Source organism: Streptomyces sp. WP-1, from assembly GCF_030450125.1.
GTDB classification, from domain to species: Bacteria; Actinomycetota; Actinomycetes; order Streptomycetales; family Streptomycetaceae; genus Streptomyces; species Streptomyces incarnatus.
This window is the reverse complement of record NZ_CP123923.1, coordinates 4,720,713-4,747,572: the sequence shown is the minus strand read 5'-3', so window position 1 is coordinate 4,747,572 and position 26,860 is coordinate 4,720,713. Positions and strand designations below refer to the sequence as shown.

21 protein-coding genes and 1 riboswitch are annotated in these 26,860 nt (G+C 72.4%); of the genes, 6 read left to right on the top strand and 15 right to left on the bottom strand.

The genetic code is table 11. From position 1 onward, the window contains the following. The first annotated feature begins 87 nt into the window (after positions 1-87). Positions 88-903, top strand: a complete 816-nt coding sequence (locus QHG49_RS20830; protein WP_370530490.1) for an ABC transporter ATP-binding protein — start codon at positions 88-90, stop codon at positions 901-903. Continuing rightward, positions 903-3,428, top strand: a complete 2,526-nt coding sequence (locus QHG49_RS20825; protein WP_145489071.1) for an ABC transporter permease — start codon at positions 903-905, stop codon at positions 3,426-3,428. The genes QHG49_RS20830 and QHG49_RS20825 overlap by 1 nt, the downstream gene beginning before the upstream one ends. A gap of 69 nt (positions 3,429-3,497) precedes the next feature. Here the strand turns inward: QHG49_RS20825 and QHG49_RS20820 are convergent, their stop codons facing one another. From QHG49_RS20820 to QHG49_RS20785, 8 genes are all read right to left on the bottom strand, one after another. Then, entirely contained in the window at positions 3,498-4,796 is a 1,299-nt protein-coding gene (locus QHG49_RS20820) for a class I SAM-dependent methyltransferase (RefSeq protein ID WP_301490657.1), read from the bottom strand. 225 nt (positions 4,797-5,021) lie between these two features. Next, the gene (locus tag QHG49_RS20815) at positions 5,022-6,395 is read right to left on the bottom strand and encodes an NAD(P)/FAD-dependent oxidoreductase (RefSeq protein ID WP_145489075.1); all 1,374 of its coding nucleotides are present in this window, start codon (positions 6,393-6,395) and stop codon (positions 5,022-5,024) included. 444 nt (positions 6,396-6,839) lie between these two features. Further along, positions 6,840-7,781: a Ppx/GppA phosphatase family protein gene (locus QHG49_RS20810; RefSeq protein ID WP_301490656.1), complete on the bottom strand. Its 942-nt coding sequence runs from the start codon at positions 7,779-7,781 to the stop codon at positions 6,840-6,842. Further along, positions 7,778-8,317, bottom strand: coding sequence for a DUF501 domain-containing protein (locus QHG49_RS20805; RefSeq protein ID WP_145489079.1), 540 nt, complete (start codon positions 8,315-8,317; stop codon positions 7,778-7,780). The genes QHG49_RS20810 and QHG49_RS20805 overlap by 4 nt, the downstream gene beginning before the upstream one ends. 120 nt (positions 8,318-8,437) lie before the next feature. Further along, a complete protein-coding gene (locus QHG49_RS20800; protein WP_145489081.1) occupies positions 8,438-8,914 on the bottom strand; it encodes a septum formation initiator family protein in 477 nt (158 codons plus the stop codon). Between the two features lie 239 nt (positions 8,915-9,153). Further along, positions 9,154-10,443, bottom strand: a complete 1,290-nt coding sequence (gene eno / locus QHG49_RS20795; RefSeq protein WP_145489083.1) for a phosphopyruvate hydratase — start codon at positions 10,441-10,443, stop codon at positions 9,154-9,156. Positions 10,444-10,987: 544 nt separating this feature from the next. Beyond that, the gene (locus QHG49_RS20790; protein ID WP_301490654.1) at positions 10,988-11,704 is read right to left on the bottom strand and encodes a transglycosylase family protein; all 717 of its coding nucleotides are present in this window, start codon (positions 11,702-11,704) and stop codon (positions 10,988-10,990) included. 4 nt (positions 11,705-11,708) lie between these two features. Next, a riboswitch (cyclic di-AMP (ydaO/yuaA leader) is annotated at positions 11,709-11,877 on the bottom strand. Between the two features lie 177 nt (positions 11,878-12,054). Beyond that, a complete protein-coding gene (locus QHG49_RS20785) occupies positions 12,055-13,230 on the bottom strand; it encodes a transglycosylase family protein (RefSeq protein WP_301490653.1) in 1,176 nt (391 codons plus the stop codon). Positions 13,231-13,501: 271 nt separating this feature from the next. Here QHG49_RS20785 and QHG49_RS20780 point away from each other — a divergent pair, with 271 nt between their 5' ends. Beyond that, entirely contained in the window at positions 13,502-14,185 is a 684-nt protein-coding gene (locus QHG49_RS20780; protein ID WP_145490860.1) for a DUF899 family protein, read from the top strand. Here QHG49_RS20780 and QHG49_RS20775 read toward each other — a convergent pair. The 6 genes from QHG49_RS20775 to QHG49_RS20750 all read right to left on the bottom strand — a co-directional run bounded on the left by QHG49_RS20775 (position 14,179) and on the right by QHG49_RS20750 (position 22,055). Beyond that, positions 14,179-15,462 (bottom strand): cytochrome P450, encoded by a 1,284-nt coding sequence (locus QHG49_RS20775; RefSeq protein ID WP_159702080.1) that lies wholly within the window; start codon positions 15,460-15,462, stop codon positions 14,179-14,181. The two genes, QHG49_RS20780 and QHG49_RS20775, sit on opposite strands and share 7 nt — an antisense overlap. Continuing rightward, a complete protein-coding gene (locus QHG49_RS20770) occupies positions 15,459-16,448 on the bottom strand; it encodes a nucleoside triphosphate pyrophosphohydrolase (protein ID WP_159702083.1) in 990 nt (329 codons plus the stop codon). The genes QHG49_RS20775 and QHG49_RS20770 overlap by 4 nt, the downstream gene beginning before the upstream one ends. 123 nt (positions 16,449-16,571) lie before the next feature. After that, the gene (locus QHG49_RS20765) at positions 16,572-17,225 is read right to left on the bottom strand and encodes a SurA N-terminal domain-containing protein (RefSeq protein WP_145490885.1); all 654 of its coding nucleotides are present in this window, start codon (positions 17,223-17,225) and stop codon (positions 16,572-16,574) included. A 294-nt stretch (positions 17,226-17,519) separates the two neighbouring features. Next, complete coding sequence (locus QHG49_RS20760; RefSeq protein WP_268982845.1) at positions 17,520-19,013, bottom strand: serine/threonine-protein kinase; 1,494 nt, start codon at positions 19,011-19,013, stop codon at positions 17,520-17,522. A 38-nt stretch (positions 19,014-19,051) separates the two neighbouring features. Continuing rightward, entirely contained in the window at positions 19,052-19,696 is a 645-nt protein-coding gene (locus tag QHG49_RS20755; protein ID WP_301490649.1) for a hypothetical protein, read from the bottom strand. Between the two features lie 112 nt (positions 19,697-19,808). Next, entirely contained in the window at positions 19,809-22,055 is a 2,247-nt protein-coding gene (locus tag QHG49_RS20750; RefSeq protein WP_301490648.1) for an N-6 DNA methylase, read from the bottom strand. Positions 22,056-22,295: 240 nt separating this feature from the next. Here QHG49_RS20750 and QHG49_RS20745 point away from each other — a divergent pair, with 240 nt between their 5' ends. The 3 genes from QHG49_RS20745 (at position 22,296) to QHG49_RS20735 (ending at position 25,926) form a co-directional block, all read left to right on the top strand. Continuing rightward, entirely contained in the window at positions 22,296-23,003 is a 708-nt protein-coding gene (locus QHG49_RS20745; protein WP_159702095.1) for a hypothetical protein, read from the top strand. 35 nt (positions 23,004-23,038) lie between these two features. Further along, a complete protein-coding gene (locus QHG49_RS20740) occupies positions 23,039-24,745 on the top strand; it encodes a M48 family metalloprotease (protein ID WP_301490645.1) in 1,707 nt (568 codons plus the stop codon). A 68-nt stretch (positions 24,746-24,813) separates the two neighbouring features. Then, entirely contained in the window at positions 24,814-25,926 is a 1,113-nt protein-coding gene (locus QHG49_RS20735; protein WP_301490643.1) for a hypothetical protein, read from the top strand. A 35-nt stretch (positions 25,927-25,961) separates the two neighbouring features. Here the strand turns inward: QHG49_RS20735 and QHG49_RS20730 are convergent, their stop codons facing one another. Continuing rightward, the gene (locus QHG49_RS20730) at positions 25,962-26,678 is read right to left on the bottom strand and encodes an HNH endonuclease family protein (protein ID WP_301490642.1); all 717 of its coding nucleotides are present in this window, start codon (positions 26,676-26,678) and stop codon (positions 25,962-25,964) included. Between the last annotated feature and the right edge of the window lie 182 nt (positions 26,679-26,860).

Sequence of the window (26,860 nt, the reverse complement as noted above, 5' to 3'; positions counted from 1 at the left end):
TATGACACGGCACCCGCCCGGTCCGTCCCGAGTCGCCCCCGAGAACCGGAACAGCGGCTGACTCGCCGGGCCCCGGGCACCGGGACGATGGAGAGGTCCCCACGACCCCATCGTCCCGAGGAGCACCGTCCCGTGACCACCACACCCATCGCAGGTACGGCCACCGCCGTGGCCGCCCGCGCCACGGAGCTGTCGAAGATCTACGGGCAGGGTGAGACCCGGGTGGTCGCCCTGGACCGGGTCTCCGTCGACTTCCGGCAGGCCGAGTTCACCGCGATCATGGGCCCCTCGGGTTCCGGCAAGTCCACCCTGATGCACTGTGTGGCCGGCCTCGACACCTTCTCCTCGGGCTCCGTGCGCATCGGCGACACCGAGCTGGGCTCGCTGAAGGACAAGCAGCTCACCAAGCTGCGCCGGGACAAGATCGGCTTCATCTTCCAGGCGTTCAACCTGCTGCCGACCCTGACCGCGCTGGAGAACATCACCCTCCCGATGGACATAGCCGGGCGCAAGCCCGACAAGGCGTGGCTGGACCAGGTCATCTCGATGGTGGGCCTGTCCGGGCGGCTGAGCCACCGGCCGTCCCAGCTGTCCGGCGGCCAGCAGCAGCGCGTCGCCGTCGCCCGCGCCCTGGCCTCCAAGCCGGAGATCATCTTCGGTGACGAGCCGACCGGAAACCTCGACTCGCGCTCCGGTGCCGAGGTCCTCGGCTTCCTGCGCAACTCCGTGCGCGAGCTGGGCCAGACGGTGGTCATGGTGACCCACGACCCGGTGGCCGCCGCCTACGCGGACCGCGTGATCTTCCTGGCCGACGGCCGGATCGTGGACGAGCTGTACGGCCCGACCGCCGACTCGGTCCTCGACACCATGAAGCAGTTCGACGCGAAGGGCCGGACCAGCTGATGTTCCGCACCGCCCTGCGCAACGTCCTCGCGCACAAGGCCCGGCTGCTGATGACGGTGCTCGCCGTCATGCTCGGCGTGGCCTTCGTCTCCGGGACACTCGTCTTCACCAACACCATCTCCGACGCCTACCAGAACAGCGCCGCCAAGGGCTTCGGCCATGTCGACGTCGCCGTCCAGCCGGAGTACCAGTACTCCGAGGGCGACAAGGTGGGCAAGCTGCCGGACCTGAGCCGGGCCATGCTCGACAAGGCCGCGAAGGTGCCCGGCGCCGCCTCCGCCACCGGGGTCGTCAGCGGCTTCACCGCCGTCGCCGACAAGCACGGCAAGCTCGCGGGCGGCAACTGGCAGTCCAGCGGCGGCAACTACTGGGGCACCGAGGACGCCCGGTACCCGCTGACCAGCGGCCACGCGCCGCACGGCGCGAACGAGGTGCTGCTCGACGCCAAGACCGCCCAGCGGGCCGGCTACAAGGTCGGCGACACCGTGCGGCTCTCGGTCGACGGCCCCGTGCTCACCCCGACCGTCGTGGGCATCTTCACCACCGACGACGGCAACGTGACCGCGGGCGGCAGCCTCGCCCTCTTCGACACGCCGACCGCGCAGAAGCTCTTCCACAAGAAGGGCTTCGACGAGATCGACGTCAAGGCGGCGCCGGGCACCACCCAGGCCGCGCTCAAGGACGCGCTCGACAAGGCGCTGCCCGCGCAGCAGGTGGAGACCATCACCGGCCAGCGGCTCGCCGACGACCAGGCGAAGACCATCGCCGAATCGATGAGCAGCATGAAGCAGGGCCTGCTGGTCTTCGCCGGGATCGCCCTGTTCGTCGGCACGTTCATCATCGCCAACACCTTCACCATGCTGGTCGCCCAGCGCACCAAGGAACTCGCCCTGATGCGGGCGGTCGGCGCCTCCCGCCGCCAGGTCACCCGATCGGTGCTGATCGAGGCGTTCGTGGTCGGCGCGGTCGCCGGTGTGGCCGGTCTGGTCGCCGGTATCGGCATCGGCGCGGGCCTGCGCGCCCTGGTGGGCTCCTTCGGCGCGAGCATGCCCGACGGGCCGCTCGTGATCAGCCCGGGGACCGTGGTGGCCGCCCTCGCGGTCGGCATCCTCATCACCATGCTCGCCGCCTGGCTGCCCGGCCGCCGGGCCGCCAGGATCCCGCCGGTGGCGGCGATGAACAGCGTGCACGCCCAGGCGACCACCAAGTCGCTGGTGCTGCGCAACACGATCGGCGCGCTGTTCACGGCGGCCGGCGCCGCGGTGATCGTCGCCGCCACGTCGATGGACGCCTCCTCCGGCGAGGCCCCGATGGGTCTCGGCGCCGTCCTGCTGATCATCGGCGTGTTCGTACTGACCCCGCTGCTGTCCCGCCCGCTGATCGCGGCCGTCGCCCCGCTGCTGCGCGCGTTCGGCGTCTCGGGCAAGCTGGCCCGCCAGAACTCCGTGCGCAACCCGCGCCGTACGGCCGCCACCGCCTCCGCGCTGATGATCGGCCTGACCCTGATCACCGGCATGACGGTGATGGCCGGCAGCCTCCAGTCCTCCATCGACAAGATGGCCGCCTCCGCGATCCGCGCCGACTACGTGGTCTCCATGGCGAACGGCTCCGCGCTCTCCCCGGACGTGGCGAAGAAGATCGCCGCCACCGACGGGGTCAGCGCGAGCAGCCCGCTGCGCAGCACCGAGTCCCGCATCGACGGCAAGAGCGAGTACGTGACCGGCGTCGACGGCGCGTCCATCGCCGAGCTGACGGACCTGAAGATCGACCGGGGCAGCTTCACGGTCGGCGGCGACCGCGTCGTGGTCGACAAGGACCGGGCCGAGGAGTACGGCTGGCAGCCCGGCTCGCACTTCACCGCCCACTTCGAGGACGGCAAGGCGCAGAACCTGACGGTCGCCGGGATCTACGACGGCAACGAGATGATCCGCGGCATCATGCTCGACAACAAGGTGCTCACCCCGCATCTGTCCGAGGCCGCCGACAGGCAGGTCATGGTCAAGACGAAGGACGGCGCCTCGACCGCGGTCAAGGACCGGCTGGCGAGCGCCCTGGGCTCCAACCCGGCGATCAAGATCCAGGACAAGAAGGACATCTCCGATGACATCGCGCAGATGTTCACGATGATGCTGAACATGGTCTACGGCCTGCTCGGCATGGCGGTGATCGTCGCGGTCCTCGGCGTCATCAACACCCTGGCGATGTCGGTGTTCGAGCGCTCCCAGGAGATCGGCATGCTCCGCGCGATCGGCCTGGACCGCAAGTCGGTCAAGCGGATGGTCCGCCTGGAGTCCCTGGTGATCTCGCTCTTCGGCGGCGTGCTCGGCATCGGTCTCGGCGTGTTCTTCGGCTGGGCGGCCGGTGAGCTGCTCGGCACCAAGATGCCCACGTACGAACTGGTCCTGCCCTGGGGCCGGCTGGTGCTCTTCCTGGTGCTCGCGGGCCTGGTCGGCATCCTGGCCGCCCTGTGGCCGGCCCGTCGCGCGGCCCGGCTGAACATGCTGACGGCCATCAAGGCCGAGTAGCGGACGGCCCGCCTCGGCGAGGGGCCCCGTTCCGTCACCGGAGCGGGGCCCTTCGTCGTACCGGCGGGATCAAACCTGCCAGGTGCGGGTGCGCGGCGGCAGCACGGAGGCGCCCGAGGGCGGGGTGCGGACCGCGAGGACCTGGTTGACGCCGATGCGGTTGCGCTCGAAGGCGAGCGCGGAGGCGGCCATGTAGAGCTGCCACACCCGCGCCCTGCCGGGGCTGGTCAGCCGGACCGCGCGGTCCCAGTCGGCCTCCAGGTTGGCCACCCATGCGCGCAGGGTGCGGCCGTAGTGCTCGCGCAGCGCCTCCACGTCGCGCACCTCGAACCCGGCGCTCTCCAGCTGGGTGACGGTGGTGCCGATGGGGGCGAGTTCGCCGTCCGGGAAGACATAGGCGTCGATGAACTCGTCGACGCTGTACGCCGATTCGTCGGTCTGCGGGCGGCGGGCGATCTGGTGGTTCAGCAGGCGTCCGCCGGGCTTCAGCAGGCCGTACAGCTGCCGCGCGTACTCCAGGTAGCGTTCGGCGCCGACATGCTCGGCCATGCCGATGGAGGAGATGGCGTCGAAGGGGCCGTCGGAGACGTCCCGGTAGTCCTGGACCCTGATCTCCACCTTGTCGGTCAGGCCCTCGTCCGCGATGCGCTTGCGGGCGTAACCGGCCTGTTCCTGGGAGAGGGTGACGCCGACGACGCTCACGCCGTGCTCACGGGCCGCGTGCAGGGCCATGGAGCCCCAGCCGCAGCCGACGTCCAGCAGCCGCTGGCCCTCCTTCAGGCCGAGCTTGCGGCAGACCAGTTCGAGCTTGTCGCGCTGGGCGGCCTCCAGGGTGGCGTCCTCGCCGAAGGACTCCCAGTAGGCGCAGGAGTACACCATGGAGGGGCCGAGGACCAGCTCGTAGAAGTCGTTGCCGACGTCGTAGTGGTGGCTGATGGCCCGTCTGTCGCTGTGCCGGGTGTGCAGATGGCGGGGCCTGCGGACCTCCTCCTGCGGCGGCGCGGGCGGGATGGGCGGCCCGGCGAGCTTCAGCAGCTCGCGGCCCGCGGCGCGGACTGCCGGGTCGCGCAGCGCCTGGAGGAGTGTGCGCTCGTCGCCGTCGCGCTCCCAGATCAGTCCCGCCATGGCGTCCAGCATCGTGTACAGGTCGCCCTCGATGCCCAGGTCGCCGGAGACCCAGGCGCGGGCCAGGCCCAACTCCCCCGGTTTGAAAAGGATGCGGCGCAGAGCGCGCCGGTTGCGCACGACGAGCGTGGGGGCGCCCGGGGGCCCGGCCTGTGATCCGTCCCAGGCCCGCAGCCGTACCGGGAGCGGGGCCCCCAGTAGCTGCTCGGCAAGACTGCTCAGCCGCGACGCGGCGTCTGCCATGACGCACACCTCCAAGACGAGATCCCGGATGCCGGATACCACGTGAACACCGTGGAGGGTCCCGCACAGTCCCGTGAAGGAGTTACGACTGGGCAAAATAGTTGCACTAGCCACCTGGATGGCCCGGGAGCGGCGGGCAGGCGCCCCAGAACGCCGAAGGACCTCCCGCACCACGGATGGCGGGAGGTCCTTCGGGTCGTACGTCGACCGGCGGCTGACCGGGGGTCAGGAAGCCTTGGCCTCGGTCTTCGCTGCGGCGACCGGCGCCGGCTTGGCGGCCTCGTAGAACTCCTCGCGGGGGTTCTCCATGGCGCCCAGGGACACGACCTCGCGCTTGAGGAACATGCCCAGCGTCCAGTCGGCGAAGATGCGGATCTTGCGGTTCCAGGTCGGCATCGCCAGACCGTGGTAGCCACGGTGCATGTACCAGGCGAGACGGCCCTTGAGCTTGATCTTGGTCTTGCCCAGGACGATCATCGCCACGCCCTTGTGCAGGCCGAGACCGGCGACCGCGCCCTTGTTGGCGTGCTCGTACTCCTTCTGCGGGAAGCCCCGCATGCCGGAGACCACGTTGTCGCCGAGGACCCTGGCCTGGCGCAGCGCGTGCTGGGCGTTCGGCGGGCACCAGGCGTTCTCGTTGCCCGCCTTGCGGCCGACGAGGTCCGGGACCTGGGCGTTGTCGCCCGCGGCCCAGATGTAGTCGGTGCCCTTGACCTGGAGCGTGGGCTCGCAGTCGACGTGGCCGCGGGGGCCGAGGGGCAGACCGAAGCGGGTCAGGGCCGGGTTCGGCTTGACGCCGGCGGTCCAGACGATCGTGTTCGAGTCGACCTCAAGGCCGTTCTTGAGGACCACGTGGCCGTCGACGCAGGAGTCCATGGAGGTGGAGAGGTAGATCTCCACGCCCCGGCTCTCCAGGTGCTCCTTGCCGTACTGGCCGAGCTTCGGGCCGACCTCGGGAAGGATCTTGTCCGCGGCGTCCACGAGGACGAACCGCATGTCCTCGCGGGAGACGTTCTTGTAGTACTTGGCGGCGTCGCGGGCCATGTCCTCGACCTCGCCGATGGTCTCCGCACCCGCGAAGCCACCGCCGATGAAGACGAAGGTGAGCGCCTTGCGGCGGATCTCCTCGTCGGTCGTGGAGTCAGCCTTGTCCAGCTGCTCCAGGACGTGGTTGCGCAGGCCGATGGACTCCTCGATGCCCTTCATACCGATGCCCTGCTCGGCGAGGCCGGGGATCGGGAAGGTGCGGGAGACCGCGCCCATGGCGATGACCAGGTAGTCGAACGGCAGCTCGTACGCCTCGCCCACGAGGGGGGAGATCGTGGCGACCTTGCGGTCCTGGTCGATGGTGGTGACCCGACCGGTGAGGATCTCCGCCTTCGGCAGCACGCGTCGCAGCGGGACGACGACGTGGCGAGGGGAGATGCTGCCGGCGGCGGCTTCGGGGAGGAAGGGCTGGTAGGTCATGTACGACCGGGGGTCGACGACCGTGACGGTCGCCTCGCCGTAGCGCATCTTCTTGAGAATGCGCCGAGCTGCGTACAGGCCTACGTACCCACCGCCTACTACGAGGATCCTGGGACGCTCCGTGGTGCTCATGGCATCGAGTATCCACCCGCTTGAGGGGGGTGGCTCGTGCGCCCCTTCACAAGGTTCTGGAGGGGCTGTGCTAAACTCCGCGGCCCGCGTGACGCAGATCATGTCGCCGAGGAGGAACCGCGAGGCGGTTCGTACCGTTGTCAAGGCCGTGTGAGCTGCTGGTCCGGGTCTTCGAGGTGATCGTAGAGACTCCGGGGCGGCCCGTGGAACCCCTCCTTCCGGCCATCTTTGCGCGCCTCATCTGAACATGTTCAAACGGGTTTTGACCCCCCGGAAGGGCCAAGTGGTCCCCTTCGGGCAGCAGTCAGGACCCATTTCCTTGTGAAGAACTTCACGAAGGTTTCCACCGGGGTGTGAACGAGGGGCCCCTGGGGGCCCCTCGGAGACGCTCAAACGTTATCCGACCTGCTCAGCCGGATGCTACTGGCGGGTAACAAAAGAGAGCTACGCCACCGACCAGGCGATGCCGTCGAGGATGTCGTGCTCGCTGACGACGACCTCCTCGGCGCCGATGCGCTCCATGATCGCGAGGAGCACCAGGGAGCCCGCGCCGATCACGTCGACCCGGCCCGGGTGCATGGAGGGGATGGTGGCGCGTTCGGCGTGGGTGGAGCGCAGCAGGTGTCCGGTGATCTCGCGGACGCGGGCGCGCGAGACGCGGGAGTGGTGGATGCGCGCGGAGTCGTAGTCCGGCAGGTCCTGGGCGATCGCGGAGACCGTGGTGACCGATCCGGCGAGGCCGACCAGGGTGCGCGCCTCGCGCAGCGGGACGGTCTGCCCGGCCAGGTCCAGCGCGGCCTCGATGTCGGCGCGGATCGCGGCGATCTGCGCCTCGGTGGGCGGATCGGAGACCTCGCCGTCGTGCACCAGGTGCCGCTCGGTCATGCGCACACAGCCGACGTCCACGGAGCGCGCGGCCCGCACCCGGTCGTCGCCGACGACGAACTCGGTGGAGCCGCCGCCGATGTCCACCACCAGATAGGGCCTGGCGAGATCCGTACGGCCGCTCAGCTCCCGGGTCGCGCCGGTGAAGGAGAACTCTGCCTCCTGGTCGCCGGTGATGACCTCCGGCTCCACCCCGAGGATGTCCAGCACACCGCGCACGAAGTCCTCGCGGTTCTCGGCGTCCCGGGAGGCGGAGGTGGCGACGAAGCGCAGCCGCTCGGCGCCGTGCTCCTTGATGATCGCGGCGTACTCGCGGCACGCGGCGAAGGTGCGCTCCAGCGCCTCGGGGGCGAGCCGGCCGGTGCGGTCGACGCCCTGGCCGAGCCGGACGATGGTCATCCGGCGGTCCAGGTCGACCAGTTCCCCGGTCGCCGGGTCGGCGTCCGCGACCAGCAGCCGGATGGAGTTCGTACCGCAGTCGATCGCGGCGACCCGGGTCACTGCGCCTCCCCCTTCGGCTCCTGCGCGAGCGTCACGCACGCGCCCTTGCGCCACCACTCGGGCAGCATCGCGATCGCCTCGTCGCCGAGCGGGTTGACGCCCGGTCCCGCGGCCAGCGAGTGGCCGACCAGGACGTGCAGGCACTTCACCCGGTCCGGCATGCCGCCCGCGCTCGGGAAGCCCGCCAGCACCTCGATCTCGTCCCGGCGCCGGATGTAGTCCTCGTGCGCGGCCCGGTAGGCGGCGGCCAGCTCCGGGTCGCTCTGCAGGCGCTCGGTCATCTCCTTCATGACGCCGTTGGCCTCCAGCGTGCCGATGGCCGAGGCGGCCTTGGGGCACGTCAGGTAGTACAGCGTCGGGAAGGGGGTGCCGTCGGGCAGGCGCGGCGCCGTCTCCACGACGTCCGGCTGACCGCAGGGGCAGCGGTGCGCGATGGCGCGCAGGCCCCGCGGGGGGCGGCCGAGCTGCTGCTTGAAGGCCTCGACGTCCGCGTCGGTGGGCTCGGTGCGCGGGGTGGGCGGCGGAGGGGTTTCCATGACTGCTTTCAGAGTGGCTTTCTGTGGGTCACCGGCCGGAGAGCCGGATCACTGGTCGGGGCCGGGTCACCGGTCGGAGCCGGGTCACCGGACGGGGCCGGGTCACTGGACAGGGCCGGGTCACTGGTCGGAGGCGTCGGACTTGTCGACCCCGTCCCAGATGTTCGTGTACCAGGGCCGGCGGGCGGCCTTGAGGTCGGTGCGGGACTGCCGGGCCGCGCCCGGGTCGACCACCACGTACCCGGTCTCGCCGGGCATCACATAGTGCAGACGTCTGCGGATCTGCTGCTCGGCATAGGCGTCGTCCTGCCAGCGCGCCTTGAGGTCGCGCAGCTGTTCGACACGCTTGCGGGCGTCGGACTGCTGCCGCTGGAGGTCGGAGATCTGGGCACGCTGGGAGACGTACTGCCGCATCGGGTAGGCGAGCGCGACCACCAGCGAGCACAGCACCAGCGCGAGCAGCGCGGCGCGGCCGGTCAGCCGTGAGCGGCGCGCCTGCCGCTTGGTCTGCGAGCGGTAGACCCGGGCCGCCGTCTGCTCGCCGAGCAGCCGCAGCCTGGTCGCGGTGGAGAAACGGTCCCGGTCCCTTGCGGCCATGTCGGCTCTCCGCCTCCCCTTTCACGCCCTCCTCGGGCGGTCGCACACGTGCGTACGTCCCCGGACACGGTACGGGACCGGGTACGGGGACGTACGTACGACTGGCCAAGAGGTGGCCCGGGCTGCGTCAGCCCTTGCTGTACCTACTGGTTCGCGGAGCGCTGTACCTACTGGTTCGCAGAGCGCTGTACCTACTGGTTCGCAGAGCGCTGTACCTACTGGTTCGCAGAGCGCTGTACCTACTGGTTCGCAGAGCGAAACCGCGGGAAGGCGCTGCGACCCGCGTACACCGCGGCGTCGTCGAGGATCTCCTCGATGCGCAGCAGCTGGTTGTACTTGGCGACACGCTCGGAGCGGGCCGGGGCGCCGGTCTTGATCTGGCCGCAGTTGGTGGCGACGGCCAGGTCGGCGATGGTGACGTCCTCGGTCTCGCCGGAGCGATGGGACATCATGCACTTGAAGCCGTTGCGCTGGGCCAGCTCGACGGCGTCCAGGGTCTCGGTCAGGGAGCCGATCTGGTTGACCTTGACCAGCAGGGCGTTGGCGGAGCCCTCCTCGATGCCGCGGGCCAGACGCTCGGGGTTGGTGACGAACAGGTCGTCGCCGACGATCTGGACCTTGTCGCCGAGGCGCTCGGTGAGGACCTGCCAGCCGCTCCAGTCGTCCTCGAACAGCGGGTCCTCGATGGAGACCAGCGGGTAGGCCGCCACCAGCTCCTCGTAGTACTCCGTCATCTCGGCGGCGGAGCGCTCCTTGCCCTCGAAGAGGTACGAGCCGTCCTTGTAGAACTCGGAGGCGGCGACGTCGAGGGCGAGGGCGATCTGCTCGCCGGGCGTGTAGCCGGCTTCCTTGATGGCCTCAAGGATGAGGTCCAGGGCCTCGCGGTTGGAGCCGAGGTTCGGGGCGAAGCCGCCCTCGTCGCCGAGACCGGTGGCCAGGCCCTTGTTCTTCAGGACCTTCTTGAGGGTGTGGTAGACCTCGGCACCCCAGCGCAGCGCCTCGGAGAAGGACTCCGCGCCGATCGGGGCGATCATGAACTCCTGGATGTCCACGTTCGAGTCGGCGTGCGAGCCGCCGTTCAGGATGTTCATCATCGGCACCGGCAGCAGGTGCGCGTTGGGGCCGCCCAGGTAGCGGAAGAGCGGCAGGTCGGACGCCTCGGAGGCGGCGTGCGCGACGGCCAGGGAGACGCCGAGGATGGCGTTGGCGCCCAGCGAGCCCTTGTTGTCGGTGGCGTCCAGGTCGAACATGGCCTGGTCGATCAGCCGCTGCTCGGTGGCGTCGTAGCCGACCAGCTCCGGGCCGATCTGCTCGATGACGGCGAGGACGGCCTTCTCGACACCCTTGCCCAGGTAGCGGTTGGGGTCACCGTCGCGCAGCTCGATGGCCTCGAAGGCGCCGGTGGAGGCGCCGGACGGGACGGCGGCACGACCGGTGCTGCCGTCGTCGAGGCCGACCTCGACCTCGACCGTGGGGTTGCCTCGGGAGTCCAGGATTTCCCGGGCTACGACGACGTCGATGGACGGCACGAGCATCTCCTTCTTGGATGTGACGCTGGAAGTGCGGGGCGGCGGCCGTGCGGCTGCGCCTTGCGACTAGAGCCTAACGGTCCCGGGGTCGCCAGCCACCGACCGACCGTCTGGTGGGCGACGGGGACATGCAGACGGTACCTATTGTTCACCACCGGAACAAAGGGGTTCGCGGATGAGACCTGGCTGAAGGCCGGGAAAACACAAGACCCCACCCCGGCGCATACGGGGGAAACGCGCCGGGGTGGGGGGGGTTGGGGGGACGGGGGGCCGGGGGGCCGGGAGAACCGTGGGGGGGGTGGGTCCCCGGGGGTGAGCCCTAGGGGGTTGGCCCCTGGGGGGCTGGTCCGTGGGGGTTGGCCCCTGGGGGCTGGTCCCTGGGGCCGTTGGGGGGCGGTCACCGGGGGCCGGGTTCTCGGGGCTTGTCGCGGCGGGTCCGCGGTCGCCTCGGAGAGAGGCTCCCGCACCCGTGGGGACGGGGCGGGCCCTTGGGGGCAGGGCATCGGGGGTACGGCACCGGGGGGCCGTACCCCTTCGGGTCGGACTACTTCAGGTGGAGCTGCTGGCCCGGGTAGATCAGGTCGGCGTTGTCCACGATGTCCTTGTTCAGGTCGAACAGCTTCCCCCAGCCGCCGGCCACGTGGTGCGCGGACGCGATGGAGCTGAGGGTGTCGCCCTTGACCACCTTGTACTCGCCGTCACCCTTCTTGACCTTCTTGCCGGTCGGGGTGGTGACGGTCTTGCTCGCGGAGGAGCCGGTGGAGGTGCTCGTGGACTTGCTCGGCGCCGGGGTGGTGCGCTGGGTGGAGCGCGTGGCGGCCTGCTCGTCCGTGGAGCGGGTGGCGGTGCTGTCCGACGGGGTGGTCGTGGAGGCGGAGCCGCCGTACGGGGTGCTGCTCAGACCCGTACCGCAGACCGGCCAGGCGCCCTTGCCCTGCGCCGCGAGAACCTTCTCGGCGACGGTGATCTGCTGCGACTTGCTGGCCTTGTCGGCGGTGGACGCGTAGGCGGTACCGCCGTACGCGGCCCAGGTCGAGGCGGAGAACTGCACACCGCCGTAGTAACCGTTGCCGGTGTTGATGGCCCAGTTGCCGCCGGACTCGCACTGGGCGACCGCGTCCCACTGGGAGGCGGTGGCGGCGGAGGCGGTGCCGGTGGCCATCAGCGGAGCGGCGACAGCGGCACCGGTGACACCGGCGAGCGTGACGACGCGGACGGCCTTGGACGGACGACGGTGCTTGCCCTTGCCGGAAAACAGCATGGAACGATCCCCTCACCGACGCCTGCGAGGTGAGCTGTCGGGTTCGGGCCGGTTGAGTTGCCCGGCCACCCCTCCCGTGGAGGCGTGGCTTCACCCCGAGCCGGTCCGGCATCAACTGCCGGGCCCGGCACTTACCTTGGGTCCCCCGCTCCTGCCTTCGGCGCTTGACGCGACGACTGTTCCCGGGCAGCCGCTGGCAGGATTCGGCGTTGCGGCCGCCGGGGCTCGTGGTGACGAGCGGCCTTGACCGTAGCCACGTGATCCGCGGAATTTCAAAGACGATCAAGGCTTCTGAGACTCATCCCACACTTTCACCAAATCGGACATTTAGCGATCAAGTGGGGCGCCAACTAGCCCTGGTCCGCGTCCGTTTCGTCACCGACTTTCAGGGTCTGACCGGCGGTGATGTGGTTCGGGTCGGCGCCCACGACCTTCTTGTTCGCGGCGTAGAGCGTGTGCCATCCGCCGTTCACGTCAAGGGAGTCGGCGATGACGCTCAGCGAGTCGCCCTGGCGGACGGTGTAGCTGCCCGGCTCGCGGGAGGCGTGGCGGCCGGCGGTCGAGTCGTTCTGCCCGTTTGCCGTGCTTTCGTCCGCGTTGCCGCCGCGGTGACGTCCGCCGGTGAGGGCCCCGGTGTCGACCAGGTTCCAAGAGCCGACGGTCTGCTGGGGGTTGTCCAGGGTGCCGGTGGACGGCGCGGACGGCGTGGAGCCGCCGGTGGGCGCGGACGGCGTGCCCGGGGCGGAGGGGTCCGACGAGGACGGGTCGGACGGGTCCGGGGCGGGGGTGCCCGTGCCGGACGTGCCGGTGCCGGACGTGCCGGTGCCGGACGTGCCGGTGCCGGACGTGCCGGTGTGCTCGCCCGGGTGCGGGCTCGCGTCCTTGCCGGTCTGCTTGCCGGAACCGTGGCTCGGCGAGGCGGAGGGGTCGGACGGGCCGGACGGGTCGGTGGAGTCCTTCCCGGAGCCGGAACCGGTGCTGGAGCCCGTGCCGGAGCCGCTGCCGGTGCCGCCGCCGTCCTGGTCGCCGCTCTGCGTGCCGGACGGGGTGGAGGAGTCGGGCAGGCCGGACGGGTCGGTGGTGCCGTCGCCCTGGCCGCTGTCGCTGCCGCCGCTGCCGCTGACGCCCGGATCGACGTTCACCGAACCGGAGTTCGAGGTCAGTCCGGACAGCAGGGCGCAGGTGGCCCAGGGCGCGGTGCCCTTGTCCTTGAGGATCTTCTCGGCCACGGCGATCTGCTGCGAGCGGCTGGCCTGGTCGGCGGAGGAGGCGTACTGCGTGCCGCCGTACGCGGCCCAGTCGTCCTGGGATATCTGGAGACCGCCGTAGTACCCGTTGCCCGGGTCGGCGCTCCAGGCGCCGCCGCTCTCGCAGTTGGCGACCTTGTCCCAGGTGGTGCCGTCGGCCGCGTGGGCGCTGGCGGCGCCGAGCAGCGGGATGGCGATGGCGGAGCCGGTCACTCCGGCCGCGACGAGGAGGGCCGGAGCCTGACGGGGGCGGCGGTGACGACCGTTCCCGGAGATCATGCGGAAGCCTTTCGTACGACGGCGGGGACCGGCGCGGCGGGTGGTGCCGGTCGCCGCGCTGAGGGGTGAAGGTAGCGGCAGACGATCACTTGTCACAAGTTCATGCCGCGCGGATAACGCGAAGATCACAGAATTGGACGTCCGCCCCTCCGCTCCGTCACGTCCCGTTTCACCCGTCGGGCACGGCGACGCCTCATTCCCGGGGCACACGGCGCCCGGAACCATGGAACCGACCTGATTTCGGGGGGCTGTTCACCCAGGAGGACACAAGATGCGGCACACCCGGTTGCACGGTGAGTCCACGGAGTACCTCGCCGCCCGCGAGGAGCTGCGCCGCGCCGAGATCGAGCTGATGCGCGAGCGCGAACGGGTCGCGGCCCTGCGCCGGGCGCTGCCGCCGGGGGCCGAGGTGGACGACTACGTCTTCCTGGAGGGCCCCGCCGACCTGGACGCGGGCGACGAACCCGTGCGCGAGGTCCGGCTGGGCGAGCTGTTCACCGGCGGCCCCGAGCGGGCCCTGCTCGTCTACCACTTCATGTACGGCAAACGGCAGACCGATCCCTGCCCGATGTGCACCCTGTGGCTCGACGGCTTCGACGGCGTCGCCCACCAGGTCGAGCGGAACGCCGACCTGGTGGTGGTGGCCGCCGCCGACCTGCCCACCCTGCGCCGGCACGCCCGCGCCCGCGGCTGGTCCCGGCTGCGGCTGCTGAGCGCCGGGGACAGCACCTTCAAGTACGACCTGGGCAGCGAGGACGAGGACGGCGTCCAGGACTCGACCGTCTCGGTCTTCACCCGGGACGCGGACGGCACGGTCCGGCACTTCTACTCCGCGCACCCCCGGATGGCCGAGGACATCGACCAGCGCGGCATCGATCTCCTCAACCCCGTCTGGCATCTGCTCGACCTGACGCCGGGCGGCCGGGGCGACTGGTCCGCGGGCCTGGACTACTGAGCGGGCGGGGTGAACTCCACCGGCAGGGTGCGCAGGCCCCGCATGATGAGCCCGCCGCGCCAGCGCAGCTCGTCCGGTTCGGCGGCGAGCCGCAGGTCGGGCAGCCGGGTCAGCAGGGTGGCCAGCGCGGTCTGCCCCTCCAGACGGGCGAGCGGGGCGCCCAGGCAGTAGTGGATGCCGTGTCCGTACCCGAGGTGCTGGTTGTCCCGCCGGCCGAGGTCCAGTGTGTCCGGGTCCGCGAACCGCTCCGGGTCCCGGTCGGCGGCGGCCAGTACGACGAGCACCGGGTCGCCGGGCGCGATGTCCTGGCCGCCGATGGTGAGCGGCTCGGTGGCGAACCGCCAGGTGGCCAGCTCCACCGGGCCGTCGTAGCGCAGCAGTTCCTCCACGCCGGTCGCGAGCAGCTCCTCGTCGCCGCGGGCGAGGGCCGCCTGGAGGCGGTGGCGCTGCTCGGGGTGGGTGAGCAGGGCGTAGGTGCCGTTGCCGATCAGGTTGACGGTGGTCTCGAAGCCGGCGAAGAGAAGGATGAAGGCCATCGCCGCGGCCTCGTTCTCGGTGAGGTGCTCGCCGTGGTCGGAGGCGCGGATGAGGCCGGAGATCAGGTCCTCGCCGGGCGCGGGCTCGGCGGGCAGCGCCTCGCGCTTCTTGTGGATCAGCTCGGCGAGGTAGCCGCGCATCTTCTTCACCGACCGGGCGACACCGCCCCGGGGCCCTCCCCCGTGCCGGATCATCATGCCCGCCCAGTCCCGGAAGTCGTCCTGGTCCTCGCGCGGGACGCCGAGCAGGTCGCAGATGGCGTAGATAGGGAGCGGGAAGGCGAACTCGTGGATGAGGTCGGCCGAGCCGCGCTCGGCGAACCGGTCGATGAGGTCGTCGGTCAGCTCCTGCACCCGGTCCGCGAACTCGGCGACCCGGCGGGGGGTGAACGCCTTGCTGACCAGTCGGCGCAGCCGGGTGTGGTCCGGCGGGTCGATGTTCAGCAGGTGCGTCATCAGCTCGGCCTTGCGCTCGCCGGGGATGCCGGTCTTGCCCTTGGCGTGCTCGGGCTCGTCGTGATGCGCCGGGTTCTTGCTGAGCCGCTGGTCGGCGAGCGCCTGCCGGGCGTCCGCGTACCGCGTGACCAGCCATGCCTCCACCCCGCTGGGCAACCGGGTCCGCCGCACGGGCGCGTGCTCGCGCAGCCACGCGTACGCCGGGTAGGGGTCGGCCGCGAACTCCCAGGTGAACAGCTCGGGAGCGGCGGGGACGGTGTCATCGGGGGGAAGCTGGTCGGTCACTCCTCGACGGTATCCGGCAACCCCTCCGCCCTCCGTATCGCGTCCCGGTACGTCCGGGCCGCGGCGCGCAGAGCGGTCTCGGGGTCCGTGCCGGCTGCTTCGGCCCGGGCGGCGAGGGCGAGCAGGGCGTACCCGATGCCGTCGCCCTGGGGCAGGGGGACATCGAGACCGGCGGTGCGGGCGCGGGAGGCGAGCTTGGCGGCGAGGGCGAGGCCGGGCTGGCCGAGGGGGATGCCCTCGGTGACCGAGGTGCGGCGCTTCTCCTCGGCCTTGGTGCGCAGCCAGTGCGCCTTGACGTCCTCCGGGGTCTCCGCCACCGCGTCGCCGAAGACATGGGGGTGGCGGTGGATGAGCTTGGCGACGATGCCGCCCGCCACGTCGTCGACGGAGAACGGCGTCTCCGGGTGCTCCTCGGCGATCCGGGCGTGGAAGACGACCTGGAGCAGGACGTCGCCCAGCTCCTCGCGCAGTTCCTCGCGGTCGCCGGCCTCGATCGCCTCGACCAGTTCGTACGCCTCCTCGATGCCGTACTTGGCCAGGCCCTCGTGGGTCTGCCGGGAGGACCAGGGGCACTCGACGCGGATGCGGTCCATGACCTGGACGAGGTCCAGCAGCCGGGCGCCGGGCAGGTCGTACGAGGCGGGCAGCAGCTCCAGCTCGGGCATCCGGACCCGGCCGGAGCCGGCCAGCCGGGCCAGGCCGTCGGTGAGGGCGGGCTCTCCCTCACCCGTCGCCACGACCACCACCGTGCGCCCGCCGGCGCAGGCGTCGATCAGCTCCTGCGCCGCGGGCTGCGTCTCGGACACCTCTATACCGGCCTCCCGCAGATACGGCAGCTGCGGATGGGCGCCGTCCGCGCACAGCACGGCGTCGGCGGCGCGCAGCGCCTCCCACGCGGGCCAGGACAGCAGGCCGGGGGCGACGCGGTGGCTGGTGGTGAGGAGGACGATGCGGCCGGGGCCGGCGGCGGGGCTGGATGCGTTCACGATCCGAAAGTAACCCACCGCCGCGACGAGCGGATTCAGTTGTCCACAGGGGCACCCGGGTCGTGTGATCGTACGACCTACACCGCCCCGGCCCGCCGCCCTGCGCCGTGACCGGCCCGCCGTCTAGGCCGTGACCGGCTGGCCGGCCGACACCGACGTGACCTCCCGCACCCACGGCGTCTTCGCGTCCGCCCGGCTGCTCTTCTGCACGTCCCAGGTGCCGTAGCGCGGGTTGACGTCGATGTGCAGTTCCCCGGACGCCTTGGCGAGGGCCTTCCAGAAGGCGGGCTGGGTGGTGTCGGTGCCGAGCCGGGCCGCGAGCTTCTGCGCCTCCAGCTGGAGGCGGAGGTTCTCGTCCAGGTGCGCGGGGGCGATGCCGTACTTCTGGAGCCAGGCGGTCCGCAGGCCCTTGGAGCCGCCCGCCTGCTGCTCCAGGCTCGCGCGCAGCTGCTGGACCTCCTTGCGGGTGACCGAGATCCCCTCGTCCCGCGCGGCCCGGTGGATCACCCGGTCCAGGACCAGGTTGTGCAGGGTGTCGCGGGTGAGGCTGCTGGTCTGGGCGAGCACCTGCTGGTACTGGGCCTGGTCGGGCACCGCGGCCCGCTGGGCGTCACGGACCTCGCCGACCCGGTTCTCCAGCTGCGCGACGGTGATCCGCTGTCCGCCGACGACGGCCGCCGCGCCCGGGTGCGCGTCGTTTCCGCAGGCGGTCAGCAGGGGGGCCGCGGCGGCGATCGCGGCGGTGAGGACGAGCGCGGTGCGACGGCGGCGGTGCAAGGGGACCTCCAAGGGGAGATTGCAAGGACAGGTGCGGCGCGCCAGCGCCTCCGCCTGGGGTGGTGGTCGGGCGACGGGCGGGCGCACAAAGTCTTGCGGTGATCGATGGTAGGCAGTGGCACTGCTCCGGCCAACCCATTCGACCAACGATTCACCGCGACTTCGGGCACCGGCACACCCCCGCGAGTTCGCCGCTCAGCCTCCATGCCGAGGCAGATCGGGCTGCCGGCCTTCATGCCGAGGGCGGCGGCCCTGACCGCCGCTCGGAGCCGACCTGATCCGGGAAGAAGGGCCCTACCCGCGTACCTGGCCCAGCCAGTGCAGGGTGCGGCGGATCTCGACGGCCATCGGGTGGCCGGGGCCGCCGAGGCGTTCCACGTCCATCACCAGGCGGGCGAGGGTGTCGTGCGCGGCGGGCCGGTCGCCGAGGGCGAGCAGCAGATGGCCGATGCGCCGGCGGACCTCGTGGGCCTGCTGCGGATCGCCGGACACGTACTGGTTCTCGTAGTACGGCAGCAGGGCGCGGTACTCGGCGAGCGCCGCCGCGGGCTCGCCCAGCTGTTCGAGGCAGTGCGCGGCGTCGTAGCGGAAGCGCAGGGACGCCGGGTCGGCCTGGCCGGCCTCGGCGGCGCGTTCGTCGGCGAGGCGGCGCAGTTCGGGCAGGGCACGCCGGTACTGGCCGTCGTCCATGAGGGTCGCCGCGTACTGCTTGCGCAGGGTGCGCACCACCGGGGAGTGCTCACCGTGCTGTTCGGCAGCGGCGGGCAGGATCGCGCCCAGGATGTCGACGGCCTGGGTGATCCGGCCCTCCCCCAGCAGGCGCTTGACCTCGTCGACGGCGGCGGCGACATCAGGTCTGCCGGTGGCCGGGACCGCCGGTGCGGCGGGGGCCGGCCGGGGCGCGGGCGTGCGCGCGCGGTCCGGCCAGGGGGCGTGCGGGCGCAGGAAGGGGCGCGTGGGGTCCAGGGGCGCTCCGGTGGGGGTGCCGCGGGCGGGCAGCAGCGGCGCCAGGTGCTCGTACACCTCCTGCGCGGAGGCCGGCCGGTGCTGCGGGTCCTTGGCGAGCAGCCGCAGCACCAGGCTCTCCAGGGCCTCGGGGACCTCGGGGCGGATCCGGCGCACGGGCAGCGGCGGCTCGTACAGGTGCCGGTGCAGCACGCCGAGCGCGGTGGCGCCGGTGAACGGCACGTCGCCGCTGAGCAGTTCGTGCAGCAGCACCCCGAGCGCGTACAGGTCGGTGTACGGGCCGACCGCGCCGCCCATGGCCTGCTCGGGCGCCATGTAGGCGGGCGAGCCGATCGGGGAGCCGGTGTGGGTGAGCCGGGTGGTGTCGGTGTCCATGACGGAGGCCACGCCCAGGTCGAGCACGGTGACCAGGCCGTCCTGCTTGACCATCACATTGCGCGGCTTGAGGTCGCGGTGGACGATCGGCACGGCGTGCACGGCGCTGAGCACGGCGCACAGCTGGGCGGCCACCGCGACCGCCCAGGGCCAGGGGTAGGGGTCGTGCTCGGCGAGGTGGTCGGAAAGGTCGGCGCCGTCCACGTACTGCATGACGAGGAACAGTTCCTCGCCCTCGCTGCCCGCGTCGTGCACGGTGACCAGGCCGGGGTGGTCGACCTGGGCGGTCACCCGGCACTCGCGCTCGAAGCGGCGGCGCAGCTCGTCGGCCTCCTGGCCCGCGACCTTGTCGGGGCGCAGCAGCTTCACGGCCACGCGCCGGTCGAGCCGCTGGTCGTACGCCGTCCACACCTGGCCCATGCCGCCCTGGCCGATGAGGGTGGACAGTTCGTAGCGGCCGGCGACGAGGCGTCCTGTCGCCACGGTCACCTTCCGCTGCCGTCCGCGGGCCGGCCGTCGTGCTGCCCGTCGTGCTTGCGCAGGTAGTCGCTGAGCTCGTCCAGTTCGGCCCGCACCTGGTCGATGCGCGCGGGGGCCGGGCGGTGCGGGGGCGGGGCGACGGGCGGCGGGCCGGGCACGGGGGTGTGCGGGGCCGTCGGGGGCGGGGTGGGCAGCCTGGAGATGGCGGGGGCGGCGGGCATGGCGGGGATGACGGGCGTGGCGTACGAGGGGGTCGCCGGGTGCGGGTAGCCGTACGCCGGTACGGACCGGGCCTCGAACTCCCGTCCGAGGCGCCCGTAATGGCGTATCTCCGCGACGAGGTAGTACGTGGTCACGGAGACCAGCGTGCCGAGCACCAGGCACATGCCGACGGTGCCGCCGACGCCCGACGCGTCCTCCGACGGATCGTTCCCCACCAGGACGATGCAGGCGATGTCGACCAGCAGCGCGGCCACGAACAGCCCCCAGTCCAGGGCCCTGCGGGTGACGGCGGCCAGCCGCAGCAGCATCGCCCAGGCCAGGAACCCGACGCTGAGGAATCCGGCCGCCACGAACAGCACGCGCAGCAGCACCAGCACCGCGAGATGCGGCGGCTTCTTGGCCGGCTGTCCGTAGCCGTGGCCCTGCATGGCTGCTCCTGTTGCCCGAAGTCCCTGGTGGCGTGTGGATCGAGCATATGGCCCGGCACCGACAACACATCCGGGATGTATCAAACCGTTGTCAGGGATCGGTCGTCAGGGATCAGTCGGGGGCGACGGTGCCGTCCGTGAGGCCGTCGTACATCCCGCGCACCAGCTGGTCCCCGAGCCGGCTCGCGTGCCGCAGCGTCCGCTCGAACTCGTCCAGGGCGTGGAACCGGGCGCCGTAGCGCCGCTGTTCCTCCAGGGGCAGCCGGGGCAGCTGGAGGCGGCGCACATCGAGGCGGGTGGCGGTGGAGGCGTAGCTGCTGGCCTGCCGGTTGTTGGCGGTGCCCCGCAGGAACCCGGCCAGGAACCAGGGGTCGAGCGCCGTGGGATCGGGACGCAGCAGGACGAGGTTGCGCCCCAGGGCGGCGCCCGCCGCCGCCTCCTCGATCACGCGCGCCACGGAGCCGCCGCCGAGCACGGGTACGACGACGTCGCCCGGCTCGGTCAGCACGGCCGCCTCGTCGCTCTCGGGGAGCGTACCCGAGGGCGCGGTCGCCGAGAGGACGTCGGTGTCGGTGAGCACGGGCAGGCGCGCGTGACCGCCGTTGCCCCCGGTACGCATCACCAGTGCGCCGGCGCGCGCCAGTTCGCCGATGGTGGTGAGCGGCCAGCGCACCGGCGGGGCCGGGTCGGCGGCGGGCGGGGTGAGGTCGGTGGTCAGGCGCAGGGTCTCGCCGAGGCGTTCGCGCACCGCGGCGAGCTGCTCGGCACCGTCGGCCACGGCGGGCGGCGGCAGATGGCGGGCGGGCGCCAGGTCCACGTCGTCGTCGAGGAGTTCGATGACCGGCACCGAGCGGGCGAGGCCCGGCCGCTCGGCCGGCCGCCCCGGGCGGGTGAAGGCGCGCCAGGCGCCCAGGACGGCCTCGCGCACCGCCGCCCAGTCCGAGCCGCCGCGCCCCTCCCCGGCGAACTGCCCGGTGTCCATGAGCAGCACCTCGGGCGAGGCCGGGTTCCGCTCGGGCCGGCGCAGCACCCAGACGTGCAGGGGGATGTTGTACGGCGGCGCCGCCCCGACCGGGAGCGCGAGCACCGCCCGCAGCGCGCCCCGGCGCAGCAGGTCGGCGCGGATCCGGCGCCCGGAGCGGCGGGAGGCGGCGGCCGGGGGCATCAGCAGGACGGCCGTACCGCCGTCGGCGAGCCGGGCCAGGGCGTGCTGCACCCAGGCCAGCTCGGACTCGGTGCGCGCCGGGAAGCCGTACTCCCAGCGGGGGTCGTACGCGAGTTCGTCATGGCCCCAGTTGCGCTCGTTGAACGGCGGGTGGCACAGCACGACGTCGGCGCGCAGCTCCGGGAAGGCGTCGGCGCGCAGGGTGTCCCCGGCGGCGGCGCGCACGCCGGCGCGCGAGTGCAGCGCGAGCCGCAGCGCGGTGAGCGCGGCCAGGTCGGGGGCGCTGTCCTGGGCGTGCAGCCACTGCTCGGGTCGGGTGTCCACGGCCCGCAGCAGGGCGCCGGTGCCGCAGGCCGGGTCCAGGACGGTACGGGCGGGACCGGCCAGGTCGGCCATGAGGGCGGCGAGTTCGGCGGGGGTGAGCGTGTACTGGCGGGGGTTGGCGTCCAGATGGCGGCCCAGCAGGAACTCGAACGCCTGCCGCGCCCCCGCCTCGGCGGCGAGTTCGGCGGCACCGCGCAGGAGGGGGACGGAGGGGAGGAACGGGGGCCGGGTGTCCGCGGCGGGGACAGCGGGGGTGGTGGGGGCGGTGGGGTTCGCCGGGGCCACCGCGGGGTCGGGGGTGTTCGAGGCGCCGGGAGTACCGAAGGCGTCGGGGATGTCGGGAGTGTTCACACCGGGGCCCGTCGGCACGGTGTTCACACCCGGGTCTGTGGATCCCCTGTCCGCCGCCTGGGCGTCGTCCGGCGTGTTCACATCGCCCGGCGTCCCGAGTCCGGGCAGCAGCACCGCCGTCAGCTCTCCGAGCCGGGGGGTCAGCACCTGCGCCAGCGCGCCCGGCAGCAGCCGGGCCAGGCGCTCGTCGGAACCCGCGCTCGCCGCCAGCCAGACGGTGGGGCGCTCATGGATCAGCAGCAGCGCGCACCCGGCGTGCACCAGTGCGGTGAGCGGGCCCTCGGGATGCCCCGCGAGCAGCTGCCAGACCCTCTCACGCAACGGGACTTCGGCGAGTTTCCCCTGCTTGCGCAGCCACGCCTCGACCTCGGCGAGCGCGAAGGAGGGGCTGGTCTCGGTGCCCCCGACCGGCTTGGGGAAATCGGCGTGCCGGCGGCGCCAGTTGCTGACGGCGGCCCGGCCCACTCCGGCGAGCCGCGCGATACCGGCCGCGGTCACCTCTGTCGCCTGATCCTGCACCGGCCCCGCTCCCCTCGTCCCGTTTGCGCCGAGCATACCGGCGTACACAAGATCCCTGCATTCACGGCGTGTTCGTTGTAGAACCCTGTGAACGATGTTGACTCGGTTCACACGCTCTGCTGTTATTGACCCAGCGAACGCTCATCCGTCCGGCCTTGCGCCGGACGCGGTACGGCACGCCGCTCGCCGTACACACCTCTCCTACACACCTCTCCGTTCCACCAGCCCTGAAGGACTGTCATGCGTCTCTCGTCCCGTGCCGCCGCGCTGCTCGCCGCCACCGCGGCCCTGCCCCTGGCCCTCACCGCCTGCTCCACCGGCTCCACGGACGCCTCCGCCCCGAGCGCCGGACAGACCAAGGCGAAGGACCCGGACGCCGGCCTGCGCACGGGCACCCAGCTGAAGAAGCTGCTGGCCCCCGCCTCCGCCTTCCCGGCCGGGTACACCGTCGAGGACGACAACACCGCCGACAGCGGCGCCAAGCTGCTCTCCACGTCCGCCCGGAAGACCGCGAAGCCGGACTGCGTCGATCTGGAGAGCACGTCCTGGATCCAGGTGACCGGCTACGCGAACAGCTCCTCGTTCGCGCAGAACGACTATGTGAACGCGCAGAAGACCGAGGAGATCGCCCAGGAGATCGACGAGTTCCCGGCCGCCCAGGCGAAGGACGCGATGAAGCGGATCGAGGCCGTCGCCGCCCGGTGCGCCACGTTCACGGACACCGACGCGCACGCCAAGGTGAAGGTCGCCGGCAAGGCCGCCGCCGGGCTCGGCGACGAGGCGTACACGATGACGCTGACGAGCGGGAAGTGGCAGAACGGCACCACCCTCGTCGCGGCCCGCTCCGGCAGCTCCGTGGTCACCGTGCTGTCCACGGCGGGCACCGACAACGGCGCCGCCTCCGCGAAGAAGCTGACGACGACGCTCCTCGCCGCTCTGAAGAAGTAGCGGTACCCGCCCACCGTCCTCCTCGAAGGGTGCCGATGCCTCCGCGTCCCGCCGGCCCGGGAGCCTCCCTGCGCGCCGCGCTCGCCCTCGGCCTGCTGCTCGGGTTCTACCTGCCGGCCCTGCTGCTCCTCGTCGCCGTGGCGGCCCTGGACGTCGTCCTGGCCAGGGGCACCTTCACCGTCGTCACCGTCGAGGGCTGCCTCGGCTCGCTGGCCGTCGCCTGGTGCGTGCTGCGCGTCGTCGTGCTCGGCCGGCGTCCCCGGGAGGGCCGGGAGGGGCCGCCGGGCCTCTCGCTGACACCGCGGGAGCAGCCGGAGCTGTGGGAGCACGTGCGGCGGCTGGCGGAACAGGTGCGCACCCGGCCGCCCGCGGAGATCCGGATCGTCCCGGGCGCCGTCGCCATGGTGCGGGAGGACGCCCGGTGGCTCGGGCTGGTCCCGGGCGAGCGGCGGCTCTTCCTCGGCGTGGCCCTGCTGCTGGGCCTGCCCGAGGCCGAGCTGGACGCCGTACTCGGGCACGAGCTGGGCCACCACGCCCACCACGACACCCGGTTGAGCCCTCTGATGGCGGCGCTGCGCGGCCGGCTGGCGCACACCGTCGGCACGCTGGAGGAACGGGCCGCGCGCGAGGAGGCCGAGGAGCGGGCCGAGTTCGCCGCGAAGGCCGCCCGGCGCCGCGCGGAGGGCAGACCGCCGCCCCTGAAGCGGGGCGGCACGCGGGGGCCCGACCACTACCTGGCGCTCCTCTTCACCGCGTACACGAAGCTGTGCCTGCGCCTGACCGAGGCGGTCGGCCGCCGCGAGGAGTACGCGGCCGACCTGGTCGCCGCCCGGATCGCCGGCCCTGCCGTCACGGCCGCCGCCCTGCGCCGCGTCCTCGCGCTGCAAGCGGCCGACGAGCTCTATCTGAACCACTACGCCCTGCTGGGCTGGGACGCCGGACTGCTGCCCCCCGAAGGGCAGTTCTACGGCGGGTTCGCCCTGCTGCTCGCCGACGGCACCCGCCGGGCGCAGCTGACGGCACTGGCGCGCGAACCACTGCCAAAGGAGCCCGCCGAGGACCGGTCGCCGTACGCCTCCCACCCGCCCACGGCCGACCGGATCAGGGCGCTGGAGTCGATCCCCGGCGACGGCCGCGCCCCCGCCGCCGTACGGCGTCCGGCCACCGCCCTGCTCCGGACGCCGGACCGGCTCCTGGCCGGCCTGGAACAGGCCACGCTGAGCACGGAAGCGCTGTCCAAACGCCGGGTCCCCTGGGCCGAACTCCCCTGGCGGGCACGCCGGGAGACCTACGCGCGGGAGGCGGCACCGCTGCTCGCGGCCATGGCCGGGCTGACCGGTGCCCCGGCCGCCCCCGGCGCCGTCGCCCTGCGCCACCTCCTCGACCTGCTCGACCACGGCCTGCTGCGCGAGCTGGCCGCCCGGCTGCCGCGGTCCGAGCAGGCGGCGCGCAGCAGTGGCCGCGCGGCGCGCGAGTTCGCCCGTACGGCGTTGCGCTCGGCCCTGCGCCCCCTGGCCCTGCTCGCCGCGCTGGAGACGGGGCTGTGCCGCTGGGAGCTGTGCTGGGCGGGGCCCCCGGTGCGGCGGTCGGCGCCCGCGTGGTTCACCGAGGACCTGCCGAAGGCGCTGGACCTGGCCGTCGCCGAACCGGCCGTGACCGCGCCCCTGCGTACGCTGCTGCTGCGCGGCAGCGCCCACGGACCGCTCGACGGCACCGGGCCGGCACCCCACACCCTGGCCTGACGGCCGCTCGCCCCGCTCTCCCCGGTCACCTCCCCCAGGCGGCCCCGAATCACCCGGAAGACCCGTTCATGAACGTCCTGATCGACATAGCCGGCGTCGGCGTCCTCGCCTACGCGGCCGTCACCATCCCGCGCAACATCCGCAAGGCGCGCGCCCAGAAGGCCGAGGAGAAGGCCAAGGCGCCGGTCACCATCGACGCGGCCGCCTACGGCCTGGTGCCCGCCGCACAGCTCGACCAGCGGTACGCGGGCCCCGACCCGGAGGCCGACGCGGTGGCCGCGGCCGCGCTCGCCGGTGACTGGCGGCGGGCCGCCGGCTATCTCGCCGACGCGGGCCGCGACTGGGATCTGCGCTGGTACCGGCTGGGCATCCTGGTGGACGCCGCCGTCGAGGACGACTCCTGGGTCACGGCCTGGCGCGCCGCGTACCCCGGCGACCCGGCCGCCGCGCTCGTGCACGCCGACGCGCTCGTCTCGCTGGCGGGCAAGGTCCGCGGCGCGAAGGCGGCGAAGCACACCACCGCCGAGCAGTTCGAGGGCTTCCACCGGCTGCTGGCCGAGGCGCTGCCCGCCTGCCGGGAGGCCGCGCGGATGGCGCCCGAGGACCCCTGCCCCTGGATCGCCCAGATCACCATCGCCCTCGGGCTCGGCTGGGGCCACGACGACTTCCGGGCCCTGTGGGCCGAGATCACTGCGCGCGACCCGCACCACTTCGGCGCCCATGACCGCGCGCTCCAGTACTGGTGCGCCAAGTGGCGCGGCTCGCACGAACTGATGTACGCGTTCGCCGAGCAGGCCGCGGCCACCGCCCCGCCCGGCAGCCTGCTGCCCGCGCTGCGCCTGTACGCGCTGTACGAGCACGCCGTCCGCGAGCCCGACGAGCCCGTGTACGCCCAGCCGTTCGTCGACCCGGCCATCGACGCCACCCTGGACGCCGTGGACCGGGTCCCGGCCGGGCACCACCGGCTGCCGCCGGTACGGCATCTGCTGGCCGAGATGCTGTTCCAGAAGAAGCGGTACGCGGAGGCGGTGGAGCAGTTCCGGGCGATCGGCGGGTACGTCGGCAGCATGCCCTGGACCTATTCCACCGACCCGGTGAAGGCGTTCGTGTACGCCCGCACCAACACCTTCGTCGGCTGGGAGAAGGCGGGCCGCCCGGCCCCGCCGCCCCGCGTCCGCTGACGAACGCCCCTGGCCGCGGCGGGGCTTGACGGGCCCTAACGGGCCCTGAAGCGTGCCGGGGCCTCGGTCGGGTTGCCGCCGGAGGGCAGCTTCTGGTTCGGGCAGGCGGTGAGGACCTTCTCCATCGCCGCCTTCTCACCGGAGGTGACCCACAGGCCGTACTTCTTCTTCACCGCCACCTGCGTCGCCACGTACGAGCAGCGGTAGTCCTTGTCCGGCGGCAGCCAGGTGGCCGCGTCGCCGTCGCCCTTGCCGCGGTTGGCGCTCGCGTCGACCGCGATGAGGTTGAGCGGGTCGTTGGCCAGCGCGATCCGCTTGTTCGCGTCCCAGTACTTGGCGCCCTTCTGCCAGGCGTCCGAGAGGGCGACGACATGGTCGATGTCGACCTTGCTGGCGCCGCGCCGGTAGGTGATGTCCTTGCCCGAGTACGGGTCGGGATCCAGCAGCCCGTAGGTGACCTTGCAGGTGCCGCCGGTGAACTTCACGTCCTTCAGATCCCGTTTGAGGATGTCGTCCCGGGTGTCGCAGGAGTTGGAGTCCGTGTCCGCCCACGCGCTGCCGAACCGCTCCCGGGAGTAACCGGTCTTCGGAGCGCGGCCCTTGACGGGCAGTGCCTTCGCGGCGGTCAGTACGGCACCGCCGCCGCTCTTCGGTTCGGGGCCGGCGGCCCCCTTGTCCTGGCCCGACTTGCAGCCCGTCGCGGCGGCCAGTACGACCACCGCGCAGACCGCCCCACTCTTCAGACGCGTCATGCCACGCCCCCCTCGCTCGCCCTCGCGGGTCCGCCCTCGGAAGCGGGGCGGATCGTTCCGCCCCTTACGGTAACTGCCCGTTCCGGAGCGGCAGATGGGTCCCAAAGGGAGGATTCAGGGGCAAGCGGGGCGTGAGGTGGGGCACACGGCGGCCGAGAAACGGCGCACGGACCGTTCGTCCG